Here is a 20,454-nt window from a genome sequence, read left to right as displayed (position 1 = left end):
CGACGTGTGCAGCTGACGAATACTAATCGATCGAGGACTTAACCACAATTTTGAATGGCTTTCAATGGCCCGTTTATCCAGTTTTGAGTGAACAAACACTCAATTAGTCTAGTGATAATGGCAAAGAGGTCACACCCGTTCCCATACCGAACACGGAAGTTAAGCTCTTTAGCGCCGATGGTAGTTGGGGGTTTCCCCCTGCAAGAGTAGGACGTCGCTAGGCAATTAGAAAGCCGATACCTGTAAAGGGTATCGGCTTTTTTGTGTTTGTTTATAAGGGACTAGGACTTTTCAAAGAGAAACTGGTACCGAGAGGTACTGATTTTATTGTATTCAATTTTCTATAGATTTGAAGGTGTGTGAGAAAGAGGAGGAACAAAGAGTTCGAGGAACCAAGGGGGCGAGTCTCGGAGCGTATTCCATACGCGAGAAACGAGAAGCCCGCAGGTGACGAAGAAATCTGCCGTTCATCGTCTTTCGCAACCCGAACACGGAAGTTAAGCTTGTGCGCCGATGGTAGCTTTAGGGTTTCCCCCTGCAAGAGTAGGACGTCGCTAGGCAATTAGAAAGCCGATACCTGTTAAAGGGTATCGGCTTTTTTGTGTTTGTTTATGAGGGACTAGGACTTTTCAAGAGAAGCCGGTACCGAAAGGTACTGGTTTTTTTGTGTTCATTTTTTCTATTGAGTCGAAGGTGTGTGAGAAAGAGGAGGAACAAAGAGTTCGAGGAACCAAGGGGGCGAGTCTCGGAGCGTATTCCATACGCGAGAAACGAGAAGCCCGCAGGTGACGAAGAAATCTTCCGTTCATCGTCTTTCGCAACCTGAACACGGAAGTTAAGCTCGTGCACCGATGGTAGTTGGGGGTCTCCCCCTGCAAGAGTAGGACGTCGCTAGGCAACTAGGAAACCGGTACCGAAAGGTACTGGTTTTTTTGTGTTCATTTTTTCTATTGAGTCGAAGGTGTGCGAGAAAGAGGAGGAACAAAGAGTTCGAGGAACCAAGGGGGCGAGTCTCGGAGCGTATTCCATACGCGAGAAACGAGAAGCCCGCAGGTGACGAAGAAATCTGCCGTTCATCGTCTTTCGCAGCCCGAATACGGAAGTTAAGCTCGTGCGCCGATGGTAGCTTTAGGGTCTCCCCCTGCAAGAGTAGGACGTCGCTAGGCAAGTAAGAAGCCGGTACCGAAAGGTACTGGTTTTTTTGTGTTCATTTTTTCTATGGAGTCGAAGGTGTACGAGAAAGGAACAAAGAGTTCGAGGAAACCAGGAGGCGAGACTCGGAGCGTATTCCATACCCGAGAAATGAGGTAACTGTCACAAGCTCTCAATTTTCACAACTAAACATCGGTTCGAAGGATATTTTGAATAATTTGAGGAATAAATCTCTAGTTCGAGCGAAAAAACTTCAAATCGTGCAGTAAACCTTCAAATGTTTCATTATTTAAAATTAGTGAAACTATAAATAAGGGGACAATTTCTTTTTATTATGAATCCCTTGTATTCTCTTTGCTACTCTAATAAGATAAGGGCTTAATGCTTTAAGAACGAAGGGAAGAATGCAATGAGTACAGATGCACTTTTAATGATGTTGATTATATTTAGTATAAATATTGTGTACGTTTCGTTTTTTACAGTGCGTATGATTATGACGCTAAAAGGGTATCGCTATCTTGCTGCGTTACTTAGTACAGTTGAAGTCGTTATTTATGTAGTAGGTCTTGGGCTGGTTTTAGATAACTTGAATGAGATTCAAAATCTAGTGGCTTACGCAGTTGGTTACGGAACAGGCGTCATTATTGGAACGAAGATTGAAGAAAAGATGGCCCTGGGATATATTACGGTAAATGTGATTACAACTGAAGAGAATAGAACTTTGCCACGATTATTGCGAGAAAAAGGATATGGTGTGACAGATTGGGAAGCGAATGGCCTAGAAGGTAATCGCAAAGCCATGCAAATATTAACGCCTCGTAAGTATGAGTTGAAATTATATGCAACGATAAAAGAGTTGGATCCTAAAGCTTTTATTATTGCGTATGAACCGAAGACTATTCATGGTGGGTTCTGGGTTAAAACTGTAAGGAAAGGAAAGCTATTTAAATGAAGAAAAAGACAGTCTGGTTTGAAGTGGAAGAGAATGAAACGATTGATGATTGTTTGAATCGTATGCAGACGGAAGGCTATATGCCGACTGGGCGTAGAGAAGAACCTGTGTTTCAAGAAGTGAATGGTGAAATTGTTCCGATTCGCCAAATCATACAATTTAAAGGTACGTACATCTCGGAGTAACCATAAAATGGTCTGAAAACCGAACATTATTGTTCCCTTAAATATTATTGTTCGTCATTTTTCGTTGACTCTCGACAATGTTCTTGTTAAAATATGAATATAGAAACATCGAATATCCCCATATATGCTAAAGAATTGGCTTTAGCGTTTCTACCAGGTCACCGAAAATGACCGGACTATGCGGGAAAGCAACTTTTGGATGAAACGAAGGGTGTGAGACTGCATATGTTTTTATTAGCCAATCATACCCAGGTTTCTTTAGAGTCCTCAAGTAAACTGCTTTTCATGCATAGTGAGCAGTTTATTTGGGGATTTTTATGTTGTAAATGTCTAGCTGCAAGCGCTAGCAAGCACTTAAGCTTGGGGCCATAGGATGTGGGTCATGAAGGCTTGGCGACAAGATTTCTTAGCACTACATTTTGCGACGAGTAACCGCAGGACCACGATGTCGCGTAATTAGCCTTCCTAAACTCAATCGGAAACCTGTTTCCGATTCGGATTTTCCAGCACCGTTGTCTTGCTAAATAAACGCTTTACGCTTTTCTATAAAAGGAGAGATTTTCAATGAATCCAAAAATTGGCGTTATCATGGGAAGCTCAAGTGATTGGGAAACAATGAAACATACATGCGACATATTAGATGAATTGCAAGTCCCATATGAGAAAAAAGTGGTGTCTGCACATAGAACGCCAGACTTAATGTTTGAATATGCCAACACGGCACGTGCTAGAGGAATTCAAGTGATTGTGGCTGGTGCAGGTGGAGCCGCGCATTTACCTGGAATGGTTGCTTCAAAAACGACATTACCGGTAATAGGTGTTCCGATACAAACTAAAGCTTTAAATGGATTGGATTCATTATTGTCTATCGTTCAAATGCCCGGTGGTGTTCCAGTTGCCACAGTGGCGATTGGAAAAGCGGGTGCTACAAATGCAGGGTTACTTGCTGCTCAAATGTTAGCAATGTCAGATCAAACACTCGCGCACAACTTAGATTTACGACGAGAAGCGACAAAAGTTAAAGTTTTTGAAAGCAATGGTGATTTAATATGACAAAAACCATTTATCCAGGTCAGACAATCGGGATTATTGGTGGCGGTCAATTAGGTCGAATGATGGCTTTGGCTGCAAAAGAAGCCGGATTTAAAATAGCTGTATTAGACCCGAATATGGAATCTCCGTGCGGACAAGTTTCTGATATTCAAATTGTGGCACCTTATAATGATGAAACTGCTTTAGAAGAACTGGCTGAAGTAAGCGATGTGATTACGTACGAGTTTGAAAATATCGACTATGAAGGTCTGAAACGACTTGCTGAAATTGCCTATGTTCCTCAAGGTGCAGACCTTGTTCGAATTACGCAAAATAGAATTACTGAGAAAGCTGAAATTCGTAAAGCAGGCGTTCCGGTTGCAAACTATGTTGTCGCTACAAGCCATATTGAACTCAATGCAAAGATTGATGAAGTTGGATTTCCTTGTATCGTCAAGACGGCATTTGGTGGGTATGATGGCAAAGGTCAAGTAAAGTTACATTCGAAAGCAGATATGAAGCAAGCAGAACCATTGTTTGAACATGGTGCATGTATTGCAGAAGCATTCGTACCTTTCACTAAAGAAATTTCAGTTATCGTCCAGCGTAATGGCAACGGCGAAACATATTGTCTCCCTGTTGGTGAGAATATTCATATGGACCATATATTGCATGAAACAATCGTACCTGCCCGAGTATCTGAAACAGTTATTACACAAGCTACTAAGGCAGCAGAACAAATCGCTGATCATTTACAACTAGTTGGAACATTGGCAGTTGAAATGTTTGTGTTAAAAGATGACACGCTGGTGATTAACGAGTTAGCACCGCGTCCTCACAATTCTGGTCACTATTCAATTGAAGGAAGTACGATTTCTCAGTTTCACCAACATGTCCGTGCGATTTGTGGATGGCCACTTCGCAAACCAGCGCTGCACCAACCTACTGTGATGGTAAATGTACTGGGAGAACATGTTGTTCCTTTATCAAACGTAATTTCAAAATATCCAGATTGGTCCATACACCTATATGGAAAAGAAGAAGCAAAGACGAAACGTAAAATGGGGCATGTTACGATTTTGACGAATGATGTAAATAAGACACTAGACGAAATTAAGCATTCTGGCATTTGGTCAGAATAGAAGGAGAACTACATGATAGAACGTTATACACGCCCGGAAATGGGAGCAATTTGGACTGAACAAAACAAATACCAAGCTTGGTTAGAAGTTGAAATTTTAGCTTGTGAAGCTTGGGCTGAACTTGGCGATATTCCTAAAGAAGACGTCGCAAAAATTCGTGCAAATGCTTCTTTTGATGTTAATCGAATTTTAGAAATTGAAGAAGAAACACGTCACGATGTAGTAGCTTTTACACGTGCTGTATCTGAAACACTTGGCGAAGAACGCAAATGGGTTCATTATGGTTTAACTTCTACTGACGTCGTTGATACGGCTCTTTCATATATCATCAAGCAAGCAAATGAAATTCTTCGCAAGGACCTGAACAATTTTGTTGAGATATTAGCAACCAAAGCAAAAGAACATAAATTTACAGTTATGATGGGTCGTACACATGGTGTGCACGCAGAGCCAACAACATTTGGCTTGAAACTAGCATTATGGCATGAAGAAATGAAACGTAACGTAGAACGTTTTGAAGCGGCTGCAAAATCAATTGAAACAGGCAAAATGTCTGGAGCAGTTGGAACATATGCAAACATCGATCCTTTCGTAGAAAAATATGTGTGTGACAACTTAGGAATCGCAGCATCACCGATTTCGACTCAAACATTACAACGTGATCGCCATGCACAATATATGAGCACACTGGCGTTAATCGCAACGTCTGTTGAGAAATTTGCAACAGAAGTTCGTGGCTTGCAAAAGTCAGAAACTCGTGAAGTAGAAGAATCGTTTGGAAAAGGTCAAAAGGGATCTTCAGCAATGCCACATAAACGTAATCCTATCGGTTCTGAGAATATGGTAGGACTTGCACGATTGATTCGTGGTTACATGTTAACAGCTTATGAAAACGTGCCATTATGGCATGAACGTGATATTTCACATTCATCAGCAGAACGTGTCATTTTACCAGACGCGACAATCGCTTTAAATTACATGTTGAACCGTTTCGGAAATATTATTAAAAACTTAACGGTGTTCCCTGAAAACATGAAACGCAACATGGATAGCACACTTGGCTTGATTTACTCACAACGAGTACTACTTGGCTTAATTGACAAAGGGTTAGCTCGTGAAGAGGCGTACGATACCGTACAACCATGTGCAATGGAAGCATGGGAAAACCAAATTGCCTTCCGAGGTGTTGTTGAAAAGAACGAGAAAATCACATCATACTTAACTAAAGAAGAATTAGATGATTGCTTTGACTATAACTATCACATCCAGCATGTAGACATGATTTTCGAACGTCTCGGACTAAATTAATCGGGGGAATACACGTGGAAAAAGGTCAACTTTTGTATGAAGGTAAGGCGAAACGACTATACGCAACAGACAAAGAAGATATTCTTTTTGTGGAATATAAGGACAGTGCAACTGCGTTTAACGGTGAAAAGAAAGCTGAAATTGCTGGAAAAGGTACGTTAAATAACCGAATCACCTCTTTACTTTTCGAAAAACTGAAAGAGTCAGGCATTGAGTCACATTTCGTTGAACAATTATCAGATCATGAGCAGTTAGTGAAAAAAGTCGACATCATTCCTATTGAAGTTGTCGTGCGACAAGTGGCCGCAGGTAGTTTGGCAAAGCGTTTAGGACTTGTCGAAGGAGTAGAACTTGCGCGTCCGATTGTTGAGTTTTACTACAAAGACGACGACCTTGGCGATCCACTAATTAATGAAGAGCATATTGAGTTGTTGAATATTGCATCACAAGATGAAGTGAAAGCTCTTTATGAAAAAAGTCTTCATGTGAATAAAGTATTGACGAAATTCTTCAAAGAAATAGGCGTAATTTTAGTAGACTTCAAACTTGAATATGGCCGTGATGAAGCAGGAAATGTCTTGCTTGCGGATGAAATTTCACCTGATACGTGCCGTTTATGGGACGAGAAAACAAAACAAAAGTTAGACAAAGACGTGTTCCGCAGAGATTTAGGACAATTAACAGATGCATACGAAATCATACTATCCCGTCTAGGAGGACTTACACAATGAAAAAAGTAAAAATCTATGTAACACTTCGCGAAAGCGTATTAGACCCACAAGGTTCAGCAGTCATGGGGGCTCTTCACACGATGGGCTATGACGAAGTCGCAGATGTGCGCATTGGAAAATACCTAGAACTTCAAGTGGACGACTCTGAACGAGAGTTAGACGTGATTGTTAGAGAAATGTGTGAAAAATTATTAACGAACACAGTGATTGAAGATTATCGATACGATGTCGAGGAGGCTGTGAGCAAATGAAGTTTGCAGTCCTCGTATTCCCAGGATCGAACTGTGATTTAGATATGTATCACGCGATCAAAGACGAGCTGGGTGAAGAAGCAGAGTATGTATGGCATGATACGAAAGATTTGAGTGGTTATGATGGCATTCTTTTACCAGGTGGGTTCTCTTATGGAGATTACTTACGTTGTGGTGCAATTGCTCAATTCTCCAATGTAATGAATGAAGTAAAAAAAGCAGCTGATGCTGGTAAACCAGTTCTTGGCATTTGTAATGGATTCCAAATTTTAACCGAAGCTGGACTATTACCTGGTGCGTTAATTCGCAATAAAAATTTAAAATTCATGTGTCGCACGATTGAGTTGACTGTTGAAAATAACAACACACTATTTACAAGTGACTATGCGAAGGGGCAAGTAATTAATATTCCGGTAGCACATGGCGAAGGAAACTATACATGTGATGCAGAAACACTTGCTTCATTAAAAGCGAACAATCAAATTGTGTTCACATACACAAACGATAATCCTAATGGCAGTGTAGAAGATATTGCAGGGATTATCAACGAACGAGGGAATGTCTTAGGGATGATGCCTCATCCAGAACGTGCTGTTCATGAATTAATTGGTGGCACGGACGGTTTAGCACTATTCAAATCTATCGTTAAACAGTGGAGGGAATCACATGTCAGTCATGCTTGAACCAAATCCTCAACAAATTAAAGAACAAAAACTATACGGTCAAATGGGTATGTCTGATTCAGAGTTTGAAATGGTTGAAAAGATTTTAGGACGTCAACCAAACTATACTGAAACTGGTTTGTTTTCGGTTATGTGGTCGGAACATTGTTCATATAAAAACTCAAAACCTATTTTACGTAAGTTCCCAACGACTGGTCCACGCGTATTACAAGGCCCTGGTGAAGGTGCAGGAATTGTAGATATTGGGGATGGACAAGCTGTTGTGTTTAAAATGGAATCGCACAATCATCCATCTGCTATCGAACCTTATCAAGGAGCGGCAACAGGTGTAGGTGGGATCATTCGTGATGTTTTCTCAATGGGAGCACGTCCGATTGCTATGTTAAATTCACTTCGTTTCGGTGAATTAACAAGCCCACGTGTTCGTTATTTATTTGAAGAAGTGGTTGCAGGGATAGCAGGATACGGTAACTGTATCGGTATTCCAACTGTAGGTGGAGAAGTACAGTTTGATGATTGTTATGCTGGAAACCCATTAGTGAACGCGATGTGTGTTGGTTTAATCGATCATAAAGACATCCAAAAAGGTATCGCTTCAGGTGTTGGCAATACGGTGATGTATGTTGGAGCTAAAACTGGCCGCGATGGCATTCATGGGGCAACATTTGCTTCTGAAGAATTAAGTGAAGCATCGGAAGAAAAACGTCCAGCCGTTCAAGTTGGAGATCCATTTATGGAGAAACTATTACTTGAAGCTTGTTTGGAACTTGTAAAATCAGACGCACTTGTTGGTATTCAAGATATGGGAGCAGCTGGATTAACGTCTTCTGCAGCTGAAATGGCATCTAAAGCTGGATTCGGTATTGAGATGAATTTGGATGCAGTTCCTCAACGCGAAACAGGAATGACTGCTTACGAAATGATGTTATCTGAATCGCAAGAACGTATGTTAATAGTAGTAACAAAAGGACGCGAAGCTGAAATCGAAGTGTTATTCGAGAAATATGATTTAGATGCAGTGGCTGTTGGTGTAGTAACTGACGACAAAATGCTTCGTTTACTTCATAAAGGTGAAGTCGTGGCAAATGTTCCTGCAGATGCTTTGGCAGAAGAAGCGCCGGTTTATTATAAAACTTCTAGTGTTCCTGCTTATTACACACAATATCAAGCGATGGAAAATGTTGAACCGCAAGTCGCTGACTATAAAGAAACATTAATGAACTTATTAAAACAACCGACCATTGCATCAAAAGAATGGGTTTACGATCAATACGATTATCAAGTGCGTACAAGCACTGTAGTAACGCCTGGATCAGATGCAGCAGTCGTTCGTGTTCGTGGAACGAATAAAGGGTTAGCGATGACAACAGATTGTAATTCTCGTTATATTTATTTGGATCCAGAAACTGGCGGTAAAATTGCGGTGGCAGAAGCTGCACGTAACGTTGTTTGTTCAGGAGCTAAACCATTAGCAATTACAGATTGTTTAAACTTCGGGAATCCGGAAAACCCAGAGATTTTCTGGCAAATAGAAAAGTCAGCTGATGGAATGGCTGCTGCTTGTCTTGCTCTTGAATCTCCAGTTATCGGTGGGAACGTATCACTTTACAATGAGCGCAGCGGAGTGGCTGTCTATCCAACACCGACCATTGGTTTAGTTGGTTTAGTTGAAGACTTATCACATGTTACAACGCAAGATGTGAAAGAAGCAGGCGACTTTGTTTATGTAATCGGAGAAACGATGACTGAATTTGGCGGTAGCGAGTTACAAAAAATGGTAGAAGGTCGTATCTTCGGTAAAGCACCTTCGATTAATTTAGATGTAGAAGTAGCTCGCCAAGACGCACTTTTACAAGCGATTCAAGCAGGAAAAGTTGCATCTGCTCATGATATTGCAGAAGGTGGATTTGCAGTTGCATTAGCCGAGAAAACATTTGGCGTACAAAATCTTGGTGTAGACGTGACGATCTCTGGTTCAGCGATTACTGCTTTATTCAGTGAATCACAATCGCGTTTCATTGTTACTGTAAAAGAACAACATTCAGAAGCTTTCGAAGAAATCGTTAAAGATGCAGTGAAGATTGGTACAGTCACATCAGATACGTCCGTCATCATTCGAAATGAACATGGCGAAGAGTGGGTATCAGGTTCTGTTGAGGAATTCCGATCTGCTTGGAAAGGAGCAATTCCATGCTTGCTGAACTCAGAGGGTTAAACGAAGAGTGTGGCGTTTTTGGAATTTGGGGTGACCCGAATGCAGCACAAATCACTTATTATGGATTGCATGCTTTGCAACATCGCGGACAAGAAGGCGCAGGAATCGTCGTAACTGACGGTAAAACACTTCAAGCGGTAAAAGGTGAAGGTCTTGTGAGTGAAGTATTTAGTACGGGTAAGCTTGACCATCTAAAAGGTAGTGGCGCGATTGGCCATGTACGTTATGCAACAGCAGGCGGAAGCGGAATTGAAAATGTACAACCACTTTTGTTCCGTTCGTCTACGGGTAGTTTAGCGATTGCCCACAATGGGAATTTGGTGAATGCCAATCACTTGAAAAAACATTTAGAGCGTCAAGGAAGCATATTCCAGACCTCTTCCGATACAGAAGTTTTAGCCCATTTAATTAAAAAAAGTGGCTACGCAACGTTTGAACAACGCGCAAAAAATGCATTATCACTTCTAAAAGGTGCCTATGCATGCGTTATGATGACGGAAGACGAAATGACGGTTGCACTAGATCCGAACGGATTGCGACCACTTTCACTAGGGAAATTAGGAGATGCGTGGGTTGTTGCATCTGAAACATGTGCATTCGATCTTATTGGGGCAGAATACATCCGTTCAATTGAACCAGGAGAATTCCTCGTAATAAACGATGAAGGAATGAAAGTAGACCGTTTTGCTTTCCCTGCGAAACGTGCGATCTGTACGATGGAATATGTTTATTTCTCACGTCCCGATTCTGATATTGATGGAATTAATATTCATACTGCTCGAAAACGTTTAGGGAAAGAGCTGGCGAAAGAAGTGGAAATTGAAGCAGATGTTGTGACTGGTGTTCCAGACTCGAGTATTTCAGCTGCCATTGGTTTCTCAGAAGCGACAGGTATTCCTTATGAATTAGGATTAATTAAGAACCGTTACGTAGGACGAACGTTTATTCAGCCTTCTCAAGACTTACGCGAACGTGGAGTGAAGATGAAATTGTCTCCTGTACGCCAAGTAGTGAATGGCAAACGTGTCGTGATGGTTGATGATTCCATCGTTCGTGGGACGACGTCTAGACGTATTGTCACTTTGTTAAAAGAAGCGGGAGCGACTGAAGTACATGTAGTAATCAGTTCTCCGCCTATTAAAAATCCTTGTTTTTACGGCATTGATATCAGTTCAAGTGAAGAACTGATTGCCTCAAATAATAGCATTGAAGAAATGCGCGTATTAATTGGCGCAGATTCACTTACTTTCCTATCAGTTGAAGGCATGGTTCGCGCAATTGGCCGAACGGATGAAGGACCTGAAGCTGGACACTGTTTGGCTTGCTTTACGAATAATTATCCAACAGAGATTTTTCCGGATACCATTTTACCGCATCAAAAAGAATTGTCACGATAGGGGGCGACATGGATGTCAAAAGCATACGAACAAGCTGGTGTAAATATTGAAGCGGGCTATGAGGCTGTAAAGAGAATGAAATCTCATGTTGATCGCACAGCACGCAAAGGCATAATGGGAGCATTCGGCGGTTTTGGTGGAATGTTTGACTTGTCGTCACTCGATTATAAAGAACCTGTATTGATTTCCGGTACAGATGGAGTCGGCACCAAATTAAAATTAGCATTTATGACCGATACGCACGATACAATCGGCATCGATTGCGTAGCTATGTGTGTCAATGACATCGTAGCTCAAGGCGCAGAACCACTATTTTTCCTTGATTATTTAGCAGTTGGACAAGCGCTACCTGAAAAGATTGAGCAAATTGTCAAAGGTGTTGCAGATGGTTGCGTTCAAGCTGGTGCAGCTCTTATCGGCGGGGAAACAGCTGAAATGCCTGGTCTTTATGAAGTGGATGAATATGATGTGGCTGGGTTTGCAGTCGGTGTTGCAGAGAAGTCGAATATCGTTACAGGTGAACATATTCAAACAGGTGATGTCCTTGTAGGACTTGCTTCAAGTGGTATTCATTCAAACGGTTTTTCTCTTGTACGAAAAATCGTATTTGCCGATCAAGGCTATGAAATCGATTCGTATGTTGCAGGCTATGAACATTTAGGCAGCATTGGGAAAGCATTACTAGAACCAACAAAAATTTACGCAAAGCCAGTATTAGCAATACATGAGGAGCTAGACGTTCATGGCATGGCTCACGTAACAGGTGGCGGTTTTTACGAAAACTTACCTCGTATGATGCCTGCTGATTTAGGTGTGGAAATTGATTTAGGTTCATGGCCAATATTACCGGTGTTTTCAATGTTGAAAGAAAAAGGATCATTAGCTGACCGTGATTTATATAGTGTCTTTAATATGGGAATTGGCTTTGTCATAGCGCTTCCAGAAGAACAAGCGAAGCAAGCGATTAAAATTGCCGTACAAAACGGTGAAAATGCGTACGTAATTGGACGCGTTGTGCAGGGTGAAGGTGTTCAATTCACTGGCTCTCACGATGGGAGTTTAACAGATGAGCAATAAGCCAAAGGTGGCGATTTTTGCCTCTGGGAGTGGAAGTAATTTTCAAGTCATCGCGGATGCCGCAATAGCAGGCGATTTAGATGCCGATATCGTAGCAGTTGTGACAGATAAACCACAAGCATATGCGGTGGAAAGAGCAACTGCATTAGATGTGTCCGTAATAGCTTTTCGTCCAAAAGACTTTGATTCTAAAGTCGCTTACGAGACAGCAATTTTGCAGGAGCTGCAACAGCTGGAAGTGGAATGGTTAGTTTTAGCAGGCTACATGCGGTTAATTGGCGATACTCTACTGGCTGAATTTCCAAACAAAATTGTTAACATTCATCCTTCGCTTTTACCTTCATTCCCAGGTAAAGATGCCATTGGCCAAGCGTTAGCTCATGACGTTAAAGTGACAGGTGTTACCGTACATTACGTAGACGCTGGTATGGACACTGGCAAAATTTTATCGCAACAAGCCGTTGAAGTCGTTGACGGTGACCGCGAAAAGACAGAACAACGCATTCACGCAGTCGAACATGAACTCTATACTAAAACGTTACAGCAATTATGGAGCCGTTAGAGGACCACAGGATGTGGGTCACGAAGGCGTCGAGAAACGATGTCGTGTTCTTAGCCTTCGTTCCTTACCAGCGGCTTTTGATTGCTATGTCTAGCTACAAGCGCCAGCTCGCAGTTGTGCTGATGCTTTACGCTTTTCAATAAGAGGAGGATTTTCCCGTGGAAAAACGTGCGCTTATTAGTGTGTCAGACAAATCAGGAATTCTAGAATTCGCAAAAGAGTTAGAAACATTAGGATACGAAATTTTATCAACAGGTGGAACAAAAGCATATTTGCAAAAAAATGGTGTGACGATTACTCCTGTCGATGAAGTAACTGGGTTTCCAGAAATATTAGGTGGACGTGTAAAAACATTGAATCCAATGATTCACGGAGGACTTCTAGCTATACCTGATGATGAAAATCATCAAGCGCAAATGTATGAACATGGCATCAAGCCAATCGACGTTGTTTGTGTCAACTTATATCCTTTCCGTGAGACTATTTCTAAACCAAATGTTACTGCTGAAGATGCGATTGAAAATATTGATATTGGTGGACCAGCGATGTTGCGTGCGTCTTCGAAAAACCATGCTTATGTAACAGTCATTACAGATGCTACAGATTACCCAGCTGTTTTAGAAGAACTTCAAGCTGAAGGTAAAACAACAATGGAAACTAGACGTCGTTTAGCGGCAAAAGTTTTCCGTCATACAGCTTCTTACGACGCGTATATTTCGGGTTATTTAACAGAACTAGCTGGTGAAGAATTCCCAGAACAAGTTACATTTACATACGAATTAAAACAAGAGCTTCGCTACGGAGAAAATCCACATCAAAAAGCAGCGTTCTATAAACGTGCGCTTGGATCTGATTTCTCGATTGCATCTGCACAACAACTACATGGCAAAGAACTTTCATACAACAACATACAAGATGCCAATGCAGCGATTCAAATCGTTAAAGAATTTGAGCTTCCAGCTGCGGTAGCTGTTAAACACATGAACCCATGTGGCGTTGGAATAGGTGAAACAATTGCTGAAGCATTCGGTAAAGCTTACGAAGCAGATAGCATGTCTATTTTTGGGGGCATCGTTGCGTTAAATCGTGAAGTTGACGCTCAAACAGCTGAACAACTTTCAGGCATTTTCTTAGAAATTATTTTAGCTCCTGCATTTACCGAAGAAGCATTAGCTATTTTAACCAAGAAGAAGAACATTCGATTATTAACCATTCCATTTGAACAAAGCAAAAAAGATAAATGGAACACGGTGTCAATTGAAGGCGGCTTATTGCTTCAACAACCTGACGCATATGGTTTTGCGGAAGCAGATGTACGTGTTGTGACTGATCGCGAACCAACGGAAGAAGAATGGGCTGCTCTTAAGCTTGGTTGGGGCGTTGTTAAACACGTGAAATCTAATGCAATTGTTGTCACAGATGCACAGATGACACTTGGTGTTGGTGCTGGACAAATGAATCGAGTAGGAGCTGCGAAGATCGCCTTAGAACAAGCAGCAGACAAAGCTCAAGGTGCATCACTTGCTTCAGACGCCTTTTTCCCAATGAATGATACAGTTGAAACGGCTGCAAAAGCTGGAATTACTGCGATTATTCAACCTGGTGGCTCGGTAAAAGATGAAGATTCAATTCAAAAAGCTAATGAATATGGAATCGCGATGGTGTTTACAGGCGTACGTCATTTTAAACACTAAAGGAAGTTCAAAAAGTCCGCTCAAAATAGCACTTCGGATCTCTTCGTTGGCTTGCTTTTCCGTTCCTCACGTATTAAGTACGAGAGGAACTTCTGTAATGCTTACAAAATGTAAGCATTACAGAAGCCAGCACATTCTGTGCAAGTGCGGTACTCAAAGGCTACGCGCCTCGACCTCCTTGGCTCTTTTGATGCTCCTTTTGAACACTAATTATAAGGAGGTTTTCTAGATGAAGGTACTTGTGATTGGTAGTGGCGGGCGTGAACATGCCATTGTGCGTCAGTTTAAAAACTCTCCTTCTGTAACTGAAGTATTTGTTGCCCCTGGCAATGATGGAATGAAAAGCGATGCAACATGTGTAGCTATTGACGCGTTGGAATTTCAAATGCTGGTTGCGTTCGTTCAAGAAAATGCCATTGATTTAACGTTTGTTGGACCTGAACAACCTCTTGCTGCGGGAATTGTTGATTATTTTGAAGCGGAAGGGTTACGAATTTTCGGACCTACGAAAGCGGCTGCTCAAATTGAAGGCAGTAAATCATTCGCAAAAGAATTGATGAAAAAATATAATATCCCAACAGCTGCATATGAAACATTTACAGATGTAAATGAAGCGAAAGCATATATCCGAAAAATGGGCGCACCAATTGTGGTCAAAGCTGACGGACTCGCTGCTGGTAAAGGCGTCGTAGTTGCAATGTCTTTGGAAGAAGCAATTAATTCTGTCGAAGACATGATTGGCAATCAAAAGTTTGGTGATTCGTCTTCACGTGTTGTCATTGAAGCTTTCCTAGATGGCGAAGAATTTTCCTATATGTCATTTGTACATAACGGACAAATTTACCCAATGGTCATTGCCCAAGATCACAAACGTGCATATGACGGAGACCGAGGTCCGAATACGGGTGGAATGGGAGCTTATTCGCCAGTTCCTCATATTTCGGAAGAAGTCGTTCAACAAGCATACGACTCAATCGTCTTACCAACCGTAAAAGCGATGACAACTGAAGGAACACCGTTTACAGGAATCTTATATGCAGGATTAATTTTGACAGATGAAGGGCCGAAAGTAATCGAATTTAATGCACGATTCGGCGATCCTGAAACACAAGTTGTGTTGCCACGGATGGCTTCAGACTTTGGCGACTTGATGATGGCCATTCTTGATGAAAAGCCATTTGAATTGAAATGGTCGGATGATGAAATTCTAGGTGTTGTGATTGCTGCAGATGGTTATCCAGAAAAGGTTGAAAAGGGAGATAAATTGCCTGATTTAACGAAGCTTAATGGAGATTTACAAGTATTCCATGCGGGAACAAAAGAGGTAGATGGTCAATTTGTTGGCAACGGTGGGCGTGTGATTTTGGTAACTGCAAAATCTTCAACCTTACAACAAGCCCAAAACGAAGTGTACAAAGCGTTATCTGATTTGAAGTGGGATGGATTCTTCTATCGTCACGATATCGGATGGCGTGCAATGAAATAACAAGTTTGAATTAATAGAAATAGGCATCCCATTACATTCGTGATGGGATGTCTATTTTTGTATAGTCGATTAGTAGAGTTTTTTTCTTGTGTAGAGGGATCAAGCAGATTGCGACCATAATGACAAATAAGAAACTTTTATTCTTCAAGATTTTTACTTTCACCAAAAGATTTTCATTAATTTTGGTATTATTAGATAATATGGAATAATTAGTTTAATAGATATTAAAGAAGAGGGTGTCATTATGAAAAATTCGTTGGGCACAGAAGAAGCAATAAAATTATGGGATCAGAACGCAGAAATCATAACAGCAAACTATAGTGAACAAGGGGATTTGCATAGAGAAGTATTACTCAACCCAACTTTATTTAAGTTAGTTGAAAACGTGAAACAAAAGAATATTTTAGATGCTGGATGTGGAGAAGGGTATTTAAGTAGAATCTTTGCCAAGTCCGGTGCGTCCGTAGTAGCTGTAGACTTTTCTAAAAACATGCTAGACATAGCCCGTAAAAAAACACCTAAAGAGCTTAATATTAAATACCATTATGGGAATTGCGAGAAATTAGAATTTCTAGATGATGAAAGCTTTGACATAATCGTATCCAATATGGTGATTCAAGATCTTGAAAATTATAAAGCAGCAATTAAAGAGATGTATCGATTGTTGAAAAGTGGAGGGAGTTTTGTCTTTTCAATATTACACCCTTGTTTCGTGACACCAGATAGTGGTTGGGAAAAAAGTGAAGATGGTGAGAAGTTATATTGGAAAGTTGACAAGTATTTTTATGAAGGTGTCTACGAACAAGCTTACCCTCAAGGACAAACAGATAAAGTGTTGTTTTTCCATAGAACATTGACGAGCTATTTTAACGCGATAACAGAAGCAGGTTTTATTTTAGAAGGTTTGGTTGAACCAAAACCATCCTCAGAAATGCTAGAAAAATACCCATCGTTCGAGGAAGATTTTCGATGTAGTGATTTTATCGTGTTTAAATTGAGGAAGTAACTTCGAGTGTTTTGTCTTATTAAGCATAATGTCTATTGAATTTAATCGGGAGAATCTTTAAAAACATTATGATTGTCTTTTTATTTATCGTTACGAAAGTAAATATTTTCATCTTGGATAATCAAGTTACAACTACTGTAGTAAATATAAGTGGGTTGATTATAGCTATAATAATAGCCCTATTATCAAAACGCCAAGATCAATAAGGTTTAATAAAGCCAAAAAGACTGTCTCCAAGTAATTTTGGAACAGTCTATTTGTCATTTATTGGGCGAAAGGGAATAAACAGTGTTTGAAAAGGAATAACAATAATTGAATAGGAATAAAAAGCATCGAAAGGGAATAAATCCATTCGAACAGGAATAAACACCTCTTAACCTAAATTCACGCCATTCCGTCACCAATAATCCGCTAACTAAAATCTTTAAGTTGTTACCGACATGCCTTGTCCAGCGAGATCTTTTATTAAGTTACCGGCATCCGGTCCAGCTGGTTGGCCCATCAAGCCTTGTTGTTGGATCATGGCTTTAAGTGGGCAAAACTTAACGGTTCCTTCGGCTGCTTTCATGGCGCCAAGTGCCACCATCAAGCGACCTTTGTTGCAATGGGGGTTGCGGGAAAGTTTAGCTGTTCCGTAAGCGAGCATACTAAGTCCAAGTGAAAGTCTTGCAAGTGCATTACGCGTACTTATGTTTTGTGTTTGTGTCATTTCTATGTTTCCTCCTGTCTGAATTTTCGAATAAGTGTTTATACCGTCTGTATTTTACTTAATGAATATGCTAAAATTAAGGAATCACAGCTTGTCGCCATAACGGGGCAGGCTGCTGTCTTTTATTAAATGATTTAAAAGGAAATCAGATAAAAAAAGAACATTGTTAGTGAAAGGGGAATGGATAACATGCAACACCCTTTATGGAAAATTGGTGAGATTCGCCATCAAATTAGTATGATTGATGGAAAAGTGAGTCCCGACAAAATTATCGTGAATGCTACATACTTGCATAGTGTTTTAAAAAAATGGGTAGAAGGAAATATTTGGATTTCAAAACACCGCATTGTGTATGCAGGTTCGGAGATGCCAACGAATACGACTCAGGCAGAAATAATTGATGCAAGCGGACAGGTAATTGTGCCAGGCTATATTGAACCTCATGTTCATCCATTTCAACTTTATCATCCCCAATCATTTGCTGATTATGCAGCTCAATTAGGTACTACTACTTTTCTATCAGACAATCTCATTCTCTTTTTATTACTTGAAAATGAGAAAGCGTTTACAATTTTAGATCAACTAAATGAACTGCCATTTTCTTTTTATTGGTGGGCTCGATTTGATTCTCAAACAGAACTTGAAAACGAAGAACAATTGTTTACTACTAAATCGATTAGTGAATGGTTGGATCGCCCTGAAGTATTAATGGGTGGTGAATTAACTGGATGGCCAAGATTATTAGCTGGTGATGATCAACTGTTGTACTGGTTACAATCAGCTAAAATGAAAGGCAAAAAAGTGGAAGGTCATTTTCCTGGCGCATCAGAAAAAACATTGGCACGCATGCGATTACTTGGCAGTGATGGTGACCATGAAGCGATGACAGTTGAGGAAGTTGAGCGTCGTTTGTTACATGGGTATGCTGTGACACTAAGACACTCTTCTATCCGTCCGGACTTACCGCATTTACTAAGAGGCATTGTAGAAAAAGGTTTGGATGTTTTTGATCACTTAATGATGACAACAGATGGCTCAACACCTTCGTTTCATATCGACGGTGTAATGGATAAATGTATTCAAGTAGCCCTTGATGCAGGAGTTAAACCTATTGATGCGTATCAAATGGCTTCCTACAATGTAGCTCGCTATTACAATATGACGAGCTTACATGGCTTTATTGCTACAGGGCGAATTGCTTCTTTAAACTTTTTGGAAAATGAACGTAATCCAGTACCGTTAAGTGTGTTGTCAAAAGGAGTATGGATGAAAAAAGATGGCAAAAAAGTTCAGCAATTGCCTACTATCGATTGGTCTGTTTTAGACGAATTAGAGTTACCATTTGATTTACATGATGGTGATTTTGAATTCTCCATGCCTTTTGGAATTGAAATGGTTAATGATGTTATAACGAAGCCATATAGTGTATCGATTTATACGGGTGAAGCAAGTTTAAGTACAGAGCATGATGAGAGCTTTTTGATGCTTGTGGACCGCAATGGTAAGTGGCGTGTCAATACGATGATTAAAGGTTTTGCAACATCCGTGCAGGGTTTTGCATCATCTTACTCGAATACGGGAGATATTATCCTCATTGGAAAAAACCGTCATGATATGTTGGTAGCATTCAATGAAATGAAACGATTGAAAGGCGGCATTGTTCTCGTTGAGGATAATGAAGTCGTTGTGCACATTCCACTTCGTATTGGCGGAGGCTTGTCAAATGAAAAAGTAGAAGATTTGATTGAACAAGAACTCGCATTGAAAAAAGCTTTAAGCGATAGAGGCTTTAAACATGGGGATGCAATTTATACGTTGTTGTTTTTACAGTCAACGCATTTACCGTATGTACGTATTACCCAACGTGGAATTTTCGACGTGATGAAAAAATCAGTGTTGTTCCCATCATTTATGAGATCTTAAAGTCAATTACTGTTGATGTACGCAAAAGATTAAAATTCTCAATAACGAGGAGATTAGATGATTTGATGACCAACCATCCAAATGATGAAATATTAACTGGAGGAAACGTCTCGAAAGTTTATCGATCCGGGAACACAGTAAGACGCCAATTAAAAGAAAATAGTGAAAAAATTCATGCACTACTGAAACATTTAGAAGATAAAGCTTTTAAGTATTCACCAAAATTTTTAGGTATTGATGAACATGGAAGAGAAATATTATCTTTTATTGAGGGTGAATGTGGTAATTACCCTTTAAAAGATTACATGTGGTCAAATGAGGTTTTAAGAAATATTGCTAAAATGCAACGAAGTTATCATGATGCCGTGAGCGATTTTCCGTTTGATGAAAACTGGCAAAGGATAGACAACACTCCTCAAAATGCGGAGGTGTTATGTCACAATGACTTTGCAATCTATAATATTATCTTCAACAAAGAGAAACCTATAGGAATTATTGATTTTGATGTAGTGGGCCCGGGTCCGAGACTTTGGGATATAGCATATACTCTGTATACTTGTGTACCTTTAGGTAGGTTTTATCTTTCTGAAAAGGGTGAGAAAATTGATTATGATGCATTATCACAAGCGGATTTGAGGAAAGAGCGAGTGAGATTGTATTTTGAATCATACGGAGAGAAAGTAGCAGAAAATGTGATAGAAATGATACTCCAACGATTAGACGGATTATGTAAAACTATCAATAGAAAAGCAAGTGAAGGTGATCTAGCTTTTCAAAAGATGATAGATGAAGGTCATGTGAAGCATTATCAAGATGATATTACATTCATTCGTAATCATGCAGATCAATGGATATAAATAGTGAAAGTTGTAATCAAAGTAAGGTGTTTTGCATACTTAATAAGATGAGACACACCAAAACTATTTTTACAATTAGGGGGATTTTGAGA

The 20,454-nt window shown here is 40.3% G+C and carries 18 protein-coding genes, 1 rRNA gene and 1 riboswitch; of the genes, 18 read left to right on the top strand and 1 reads right to left on the bottom strand.

Translation table 11 applies throughout. From position 1 onward, the window contains the following. Positions 1 to 107: 107 nt before the first annotated feature. From rrf to C8K15_RS14555, 16 genes are all read left to right on the top strand, one after another. A 5S ribosomal RNA gene (gene rrf / locus C8K15_RS14630) occupies positions 108 to 223 on the top strand. Between the two features lie 1,338 nt (positions 224 to 1,561). Next, positions 1,562 to 2,104 (top strand): DUF2179 domain-containing protein, encoded by a 543-nt coding sequence (locus C8K15_RS14625; RefSeq protein ID WP_108587123.1) that lies wholly within the window; start codon positions 1,562 to 1,564, stop codon positions 2,102 to 2,104. Continuing rightward, positions 2,101 to 2,289: an NETI motif-containing protein gene (locus C8K15_RS14620; protein ID WP_108587122.1), complete on the top strand. Its 189-nt coding sequence runs from the start codon at positions 2,101 to 2,103 to the stop codon at positions 2,287 to 2,289. The genes C8K15_RS14625 and C8K15_RS14620 overlap by 4 nt, the downstream gene beginning before the upstream one ends. 98 nt (positions 2,290 to 2,387) lie before the next feature. Next, positions 2,388 to 2,488, top strand: a riboswitch (purine riboswitch). Between the two features lie 365 nt (positions 2,489 to 2,853). Beyond that, positions 2,854 to 3,342: a 5-(carboxyamino)imidazole ribonucleotide mutase gene (gene purE, locus C8K15_RS14615; protein ID WP_108587121.1), complete on the top strand. Its 489-nt coding sequence runs from the start codon at positions 2,854 to 2,856 to the stop codon at positions 3,340 to 3,342. Further along, a complete protein-coding gene (gene purK, locus C8K15_RS14610; protein WP_108587120.1) occupies positions 3,339 to 4,463 on the top strand; it encodes a 5-(carboxyamino)imidazole ribonucleotide synthase in 1,125 nt (374 codons plus the stop codon). The genes purE and purK overlap by 4 nt, the downstream gene beginning before the upstream one ends. A 12-nt stretch (positions 4,464 to 4,475) precedes the next feature. Then, positions 4,476 to 5,771 (top strand): adenylosuccinate lyase, encoded by a 1,296-nt coding sequence (gene purB / locus C8K15_RS14605; protein WP_108587119.1) that lies wholly within the window; start codon positions 4,476 to 4,478, stop codon positions 5,769 to 5,771. Between the two features lie 14 nt (positions 5,772 to 5,785). Continuing rightward, a complete protein-coding gene (gene purC, locus C8K15_RS14600; protein ID WP_108587118.1) occupies positions 5,786 to 6,502 on the top strand; it encodes a phosphoribosylaminoimidazolesuccinocarboxamide synthase in 717 nt (238 codons plus the stop codon). Further along, positions 6,499 to 6,753: a phosphoribosylformylglycinamidine synthase subunit PurS gene (gene purS, locus C8K15_RS14595; RefSeq protein WP_108587117.1), complete on the top strand. Its 255-nt coding sequence runs from the start codon at positions 6,499 to 6,501 to the stop codon at positions 6,751 to 6,753. The genes purC and purS overlap by 4 nt, the downstream gene beginning before the upstream one ends. Next, positions 6,750 to 7,436 carry a phosphoribosylformylglycinamidine synthase subunit PurQ gene (purQ, locus tag C8K15_RS14590; RefSeq protein ID WP_108587116.1) on the top strand — a complete coding sequence of 229 codons (687 nt, stop codon included), beginning with the start codon at positions 6,750 to 6,752 and terminating at the stop codon, positions 7,434 to 7,436. The genes purS and purQ overlap by 4 nt, the downstream gene beginning before the upstream one ends. Continuing rightward, positions 7,420 to 9,651, top strand: a complete 2,232-nt coding sequence (gene purL, locus C8K15_RS14585) for a phosphoribosylformylglycinamidine synthase subunit PurL (RefSeq protein ID WP_108587115.1) — start codon at positions 7,420 to 7,422, stop codon at positions 9,649 to 9,651. Before purQ ends, purL begins: the two co-directional genes overlap by 17 nt. Next, positions 9,627 to 11,048 carry an amidophosphoribosyltransferase gene (gene purF / locus C8K15_RS14580; RefSeq protein ID WP_108587114.1) on the top strand — a complete coding sequence of 474 codons (1,422 nt, stop codon included), beginning with the start codon at positions 9,627 to 9,629 and terminating at the stop codon, positions 11,046 to 11,048. The genes purL and purF overlap by 25 nt, the downstream gene beginning before the upstream one ends. A 12-nt stretch (positions 11,049 to 11,060) precedes the next feature. Then, on the top strand, positions 11,061 to 12,125 hold the full coding sequence (gene purM / locus C8K15_RS14575) for a phosphoribosylformylglycinamidine cyclo-ligase (protein WP_108587113.1): 1,065 nt from the start codon (positions 11,061 to 11,063) through the stop codon (positions 12,123 to 12,125). Then, positions 12,115 to 12,687, top strand: a complete 573-nt coding sequence (gene purN, locus C8K15_RS14570; RefSeq protein ID WP_108587112.1) for a phosphoribosylglycinamide formyltransferase — start codon at positions 12,115 to 12,117, stop codon at positions 12,685 to 12,687. The genes purM and purN overlap by 11 nt, the downstream gene beginning before the upstream one ends. 158 nt (positions 12,688 to 12,845) lie before the next feature. Further along, positions 12,846 to 14,381, top strand: coding sequence for a bifunctional phosphoribosylaminoimidazolecarboxamide formyltransferase/IMP cyclohydrolase (gene purH / locus C8K15_RS14565; protein WP_108587111.1), 1,536 nt, complete (start codon positions 12,846 to 12,848; stop codon positions 14,379 to 14,381). A 229-nt stretch (positions 14,382 to 14,610) separates the two neighbouring features. Beyond that, positions 14,611 to 15,867, top strand: coding sequence for a phosphoribosylamine--glycine ligase (purD, locus tag C8K15_RS14560; protein WP_108587110.1), 1,257 nt, complete (start codon positions 14,611 to 14,613; stop codon positions 15,865 to 15,867). Between the two features lie 244 nt (positions 15,868 to 16,111). Continuing rightward, complete coding sequence (locus C8K15_RS14555) at positions 16,112 to 16,873, top strand: class I SAM-dependent methyltransferase (protein ID WP_108587109.1); 762 nt, start codon at positions 16,112 to 16,114, stop codon at positions 16,871 to 16,873. A gap of 424 nt (positions 16,874 to 17,297) precedes the next feature. Here C8K15_RS14555 and C8K15_RS14550 read toward each other — a convergent pair whose 3' ends face one another. Next, the gene (locus tag C8K15_RS14550) at positions 17,298 to 17,582 is read right to left on the bottom strand and encodes a YgaP-like transmembrane domain (RefSeq protein WP_108587108.1); all 285 of its coding nucleotides are present in this window, start codon (positions 17,580 to 17,582) and stop codon (positions 17,298 to 17,300) included. A gap of 189 nt (positions 17,583 to 17,771) precedes the next feature. Here C8K15_RS14550 and C8K15_RS14545 point away from each other — a divergent pair, with 189 nt between their 5' ends. Further along, positions 17,772 to 19,505 (top strand): adenine deaminase C-terminal domain-containing protein, encoded by a 1,734-nt coding sequence (locus C8K15_RS14545; protein ID WP_108587107.1) that lies wholly within the window; start codon positions 17,772 to 17,774, stop codon positions 19,503 to 19,505. A gap of 65 nt (positions 19,506 to 19,570) precedes the next feature. Further along, on the top strand, positions 19,571 to 20,362 hold the full coding sequence (locus tag C8K15_RS14540) for a phosphotransferase (protein WP_108587128.1): 792 nt from the start codon (positions 19,571 to 19,573) through the stop codon (positions 20,360 to 20,362). Positions 20,363 to 20,454: the final 92 nt, after the last annotated feature.

The organism is Paenisporosarcina sp. OV554 (assembly GCF_003058165.1).
In the GTDB taxonomy this organism is placed as follows: Bacteria; Bacillota; Bacilli; order Bacillales_A; family Planococcaceae; genus Paenisporosarcina.
The sequence above is the reverse complement of the archived record's forward strand: the minus strand, read 5'-3'. Positions and strand labels throughout refer to the sequence as shown.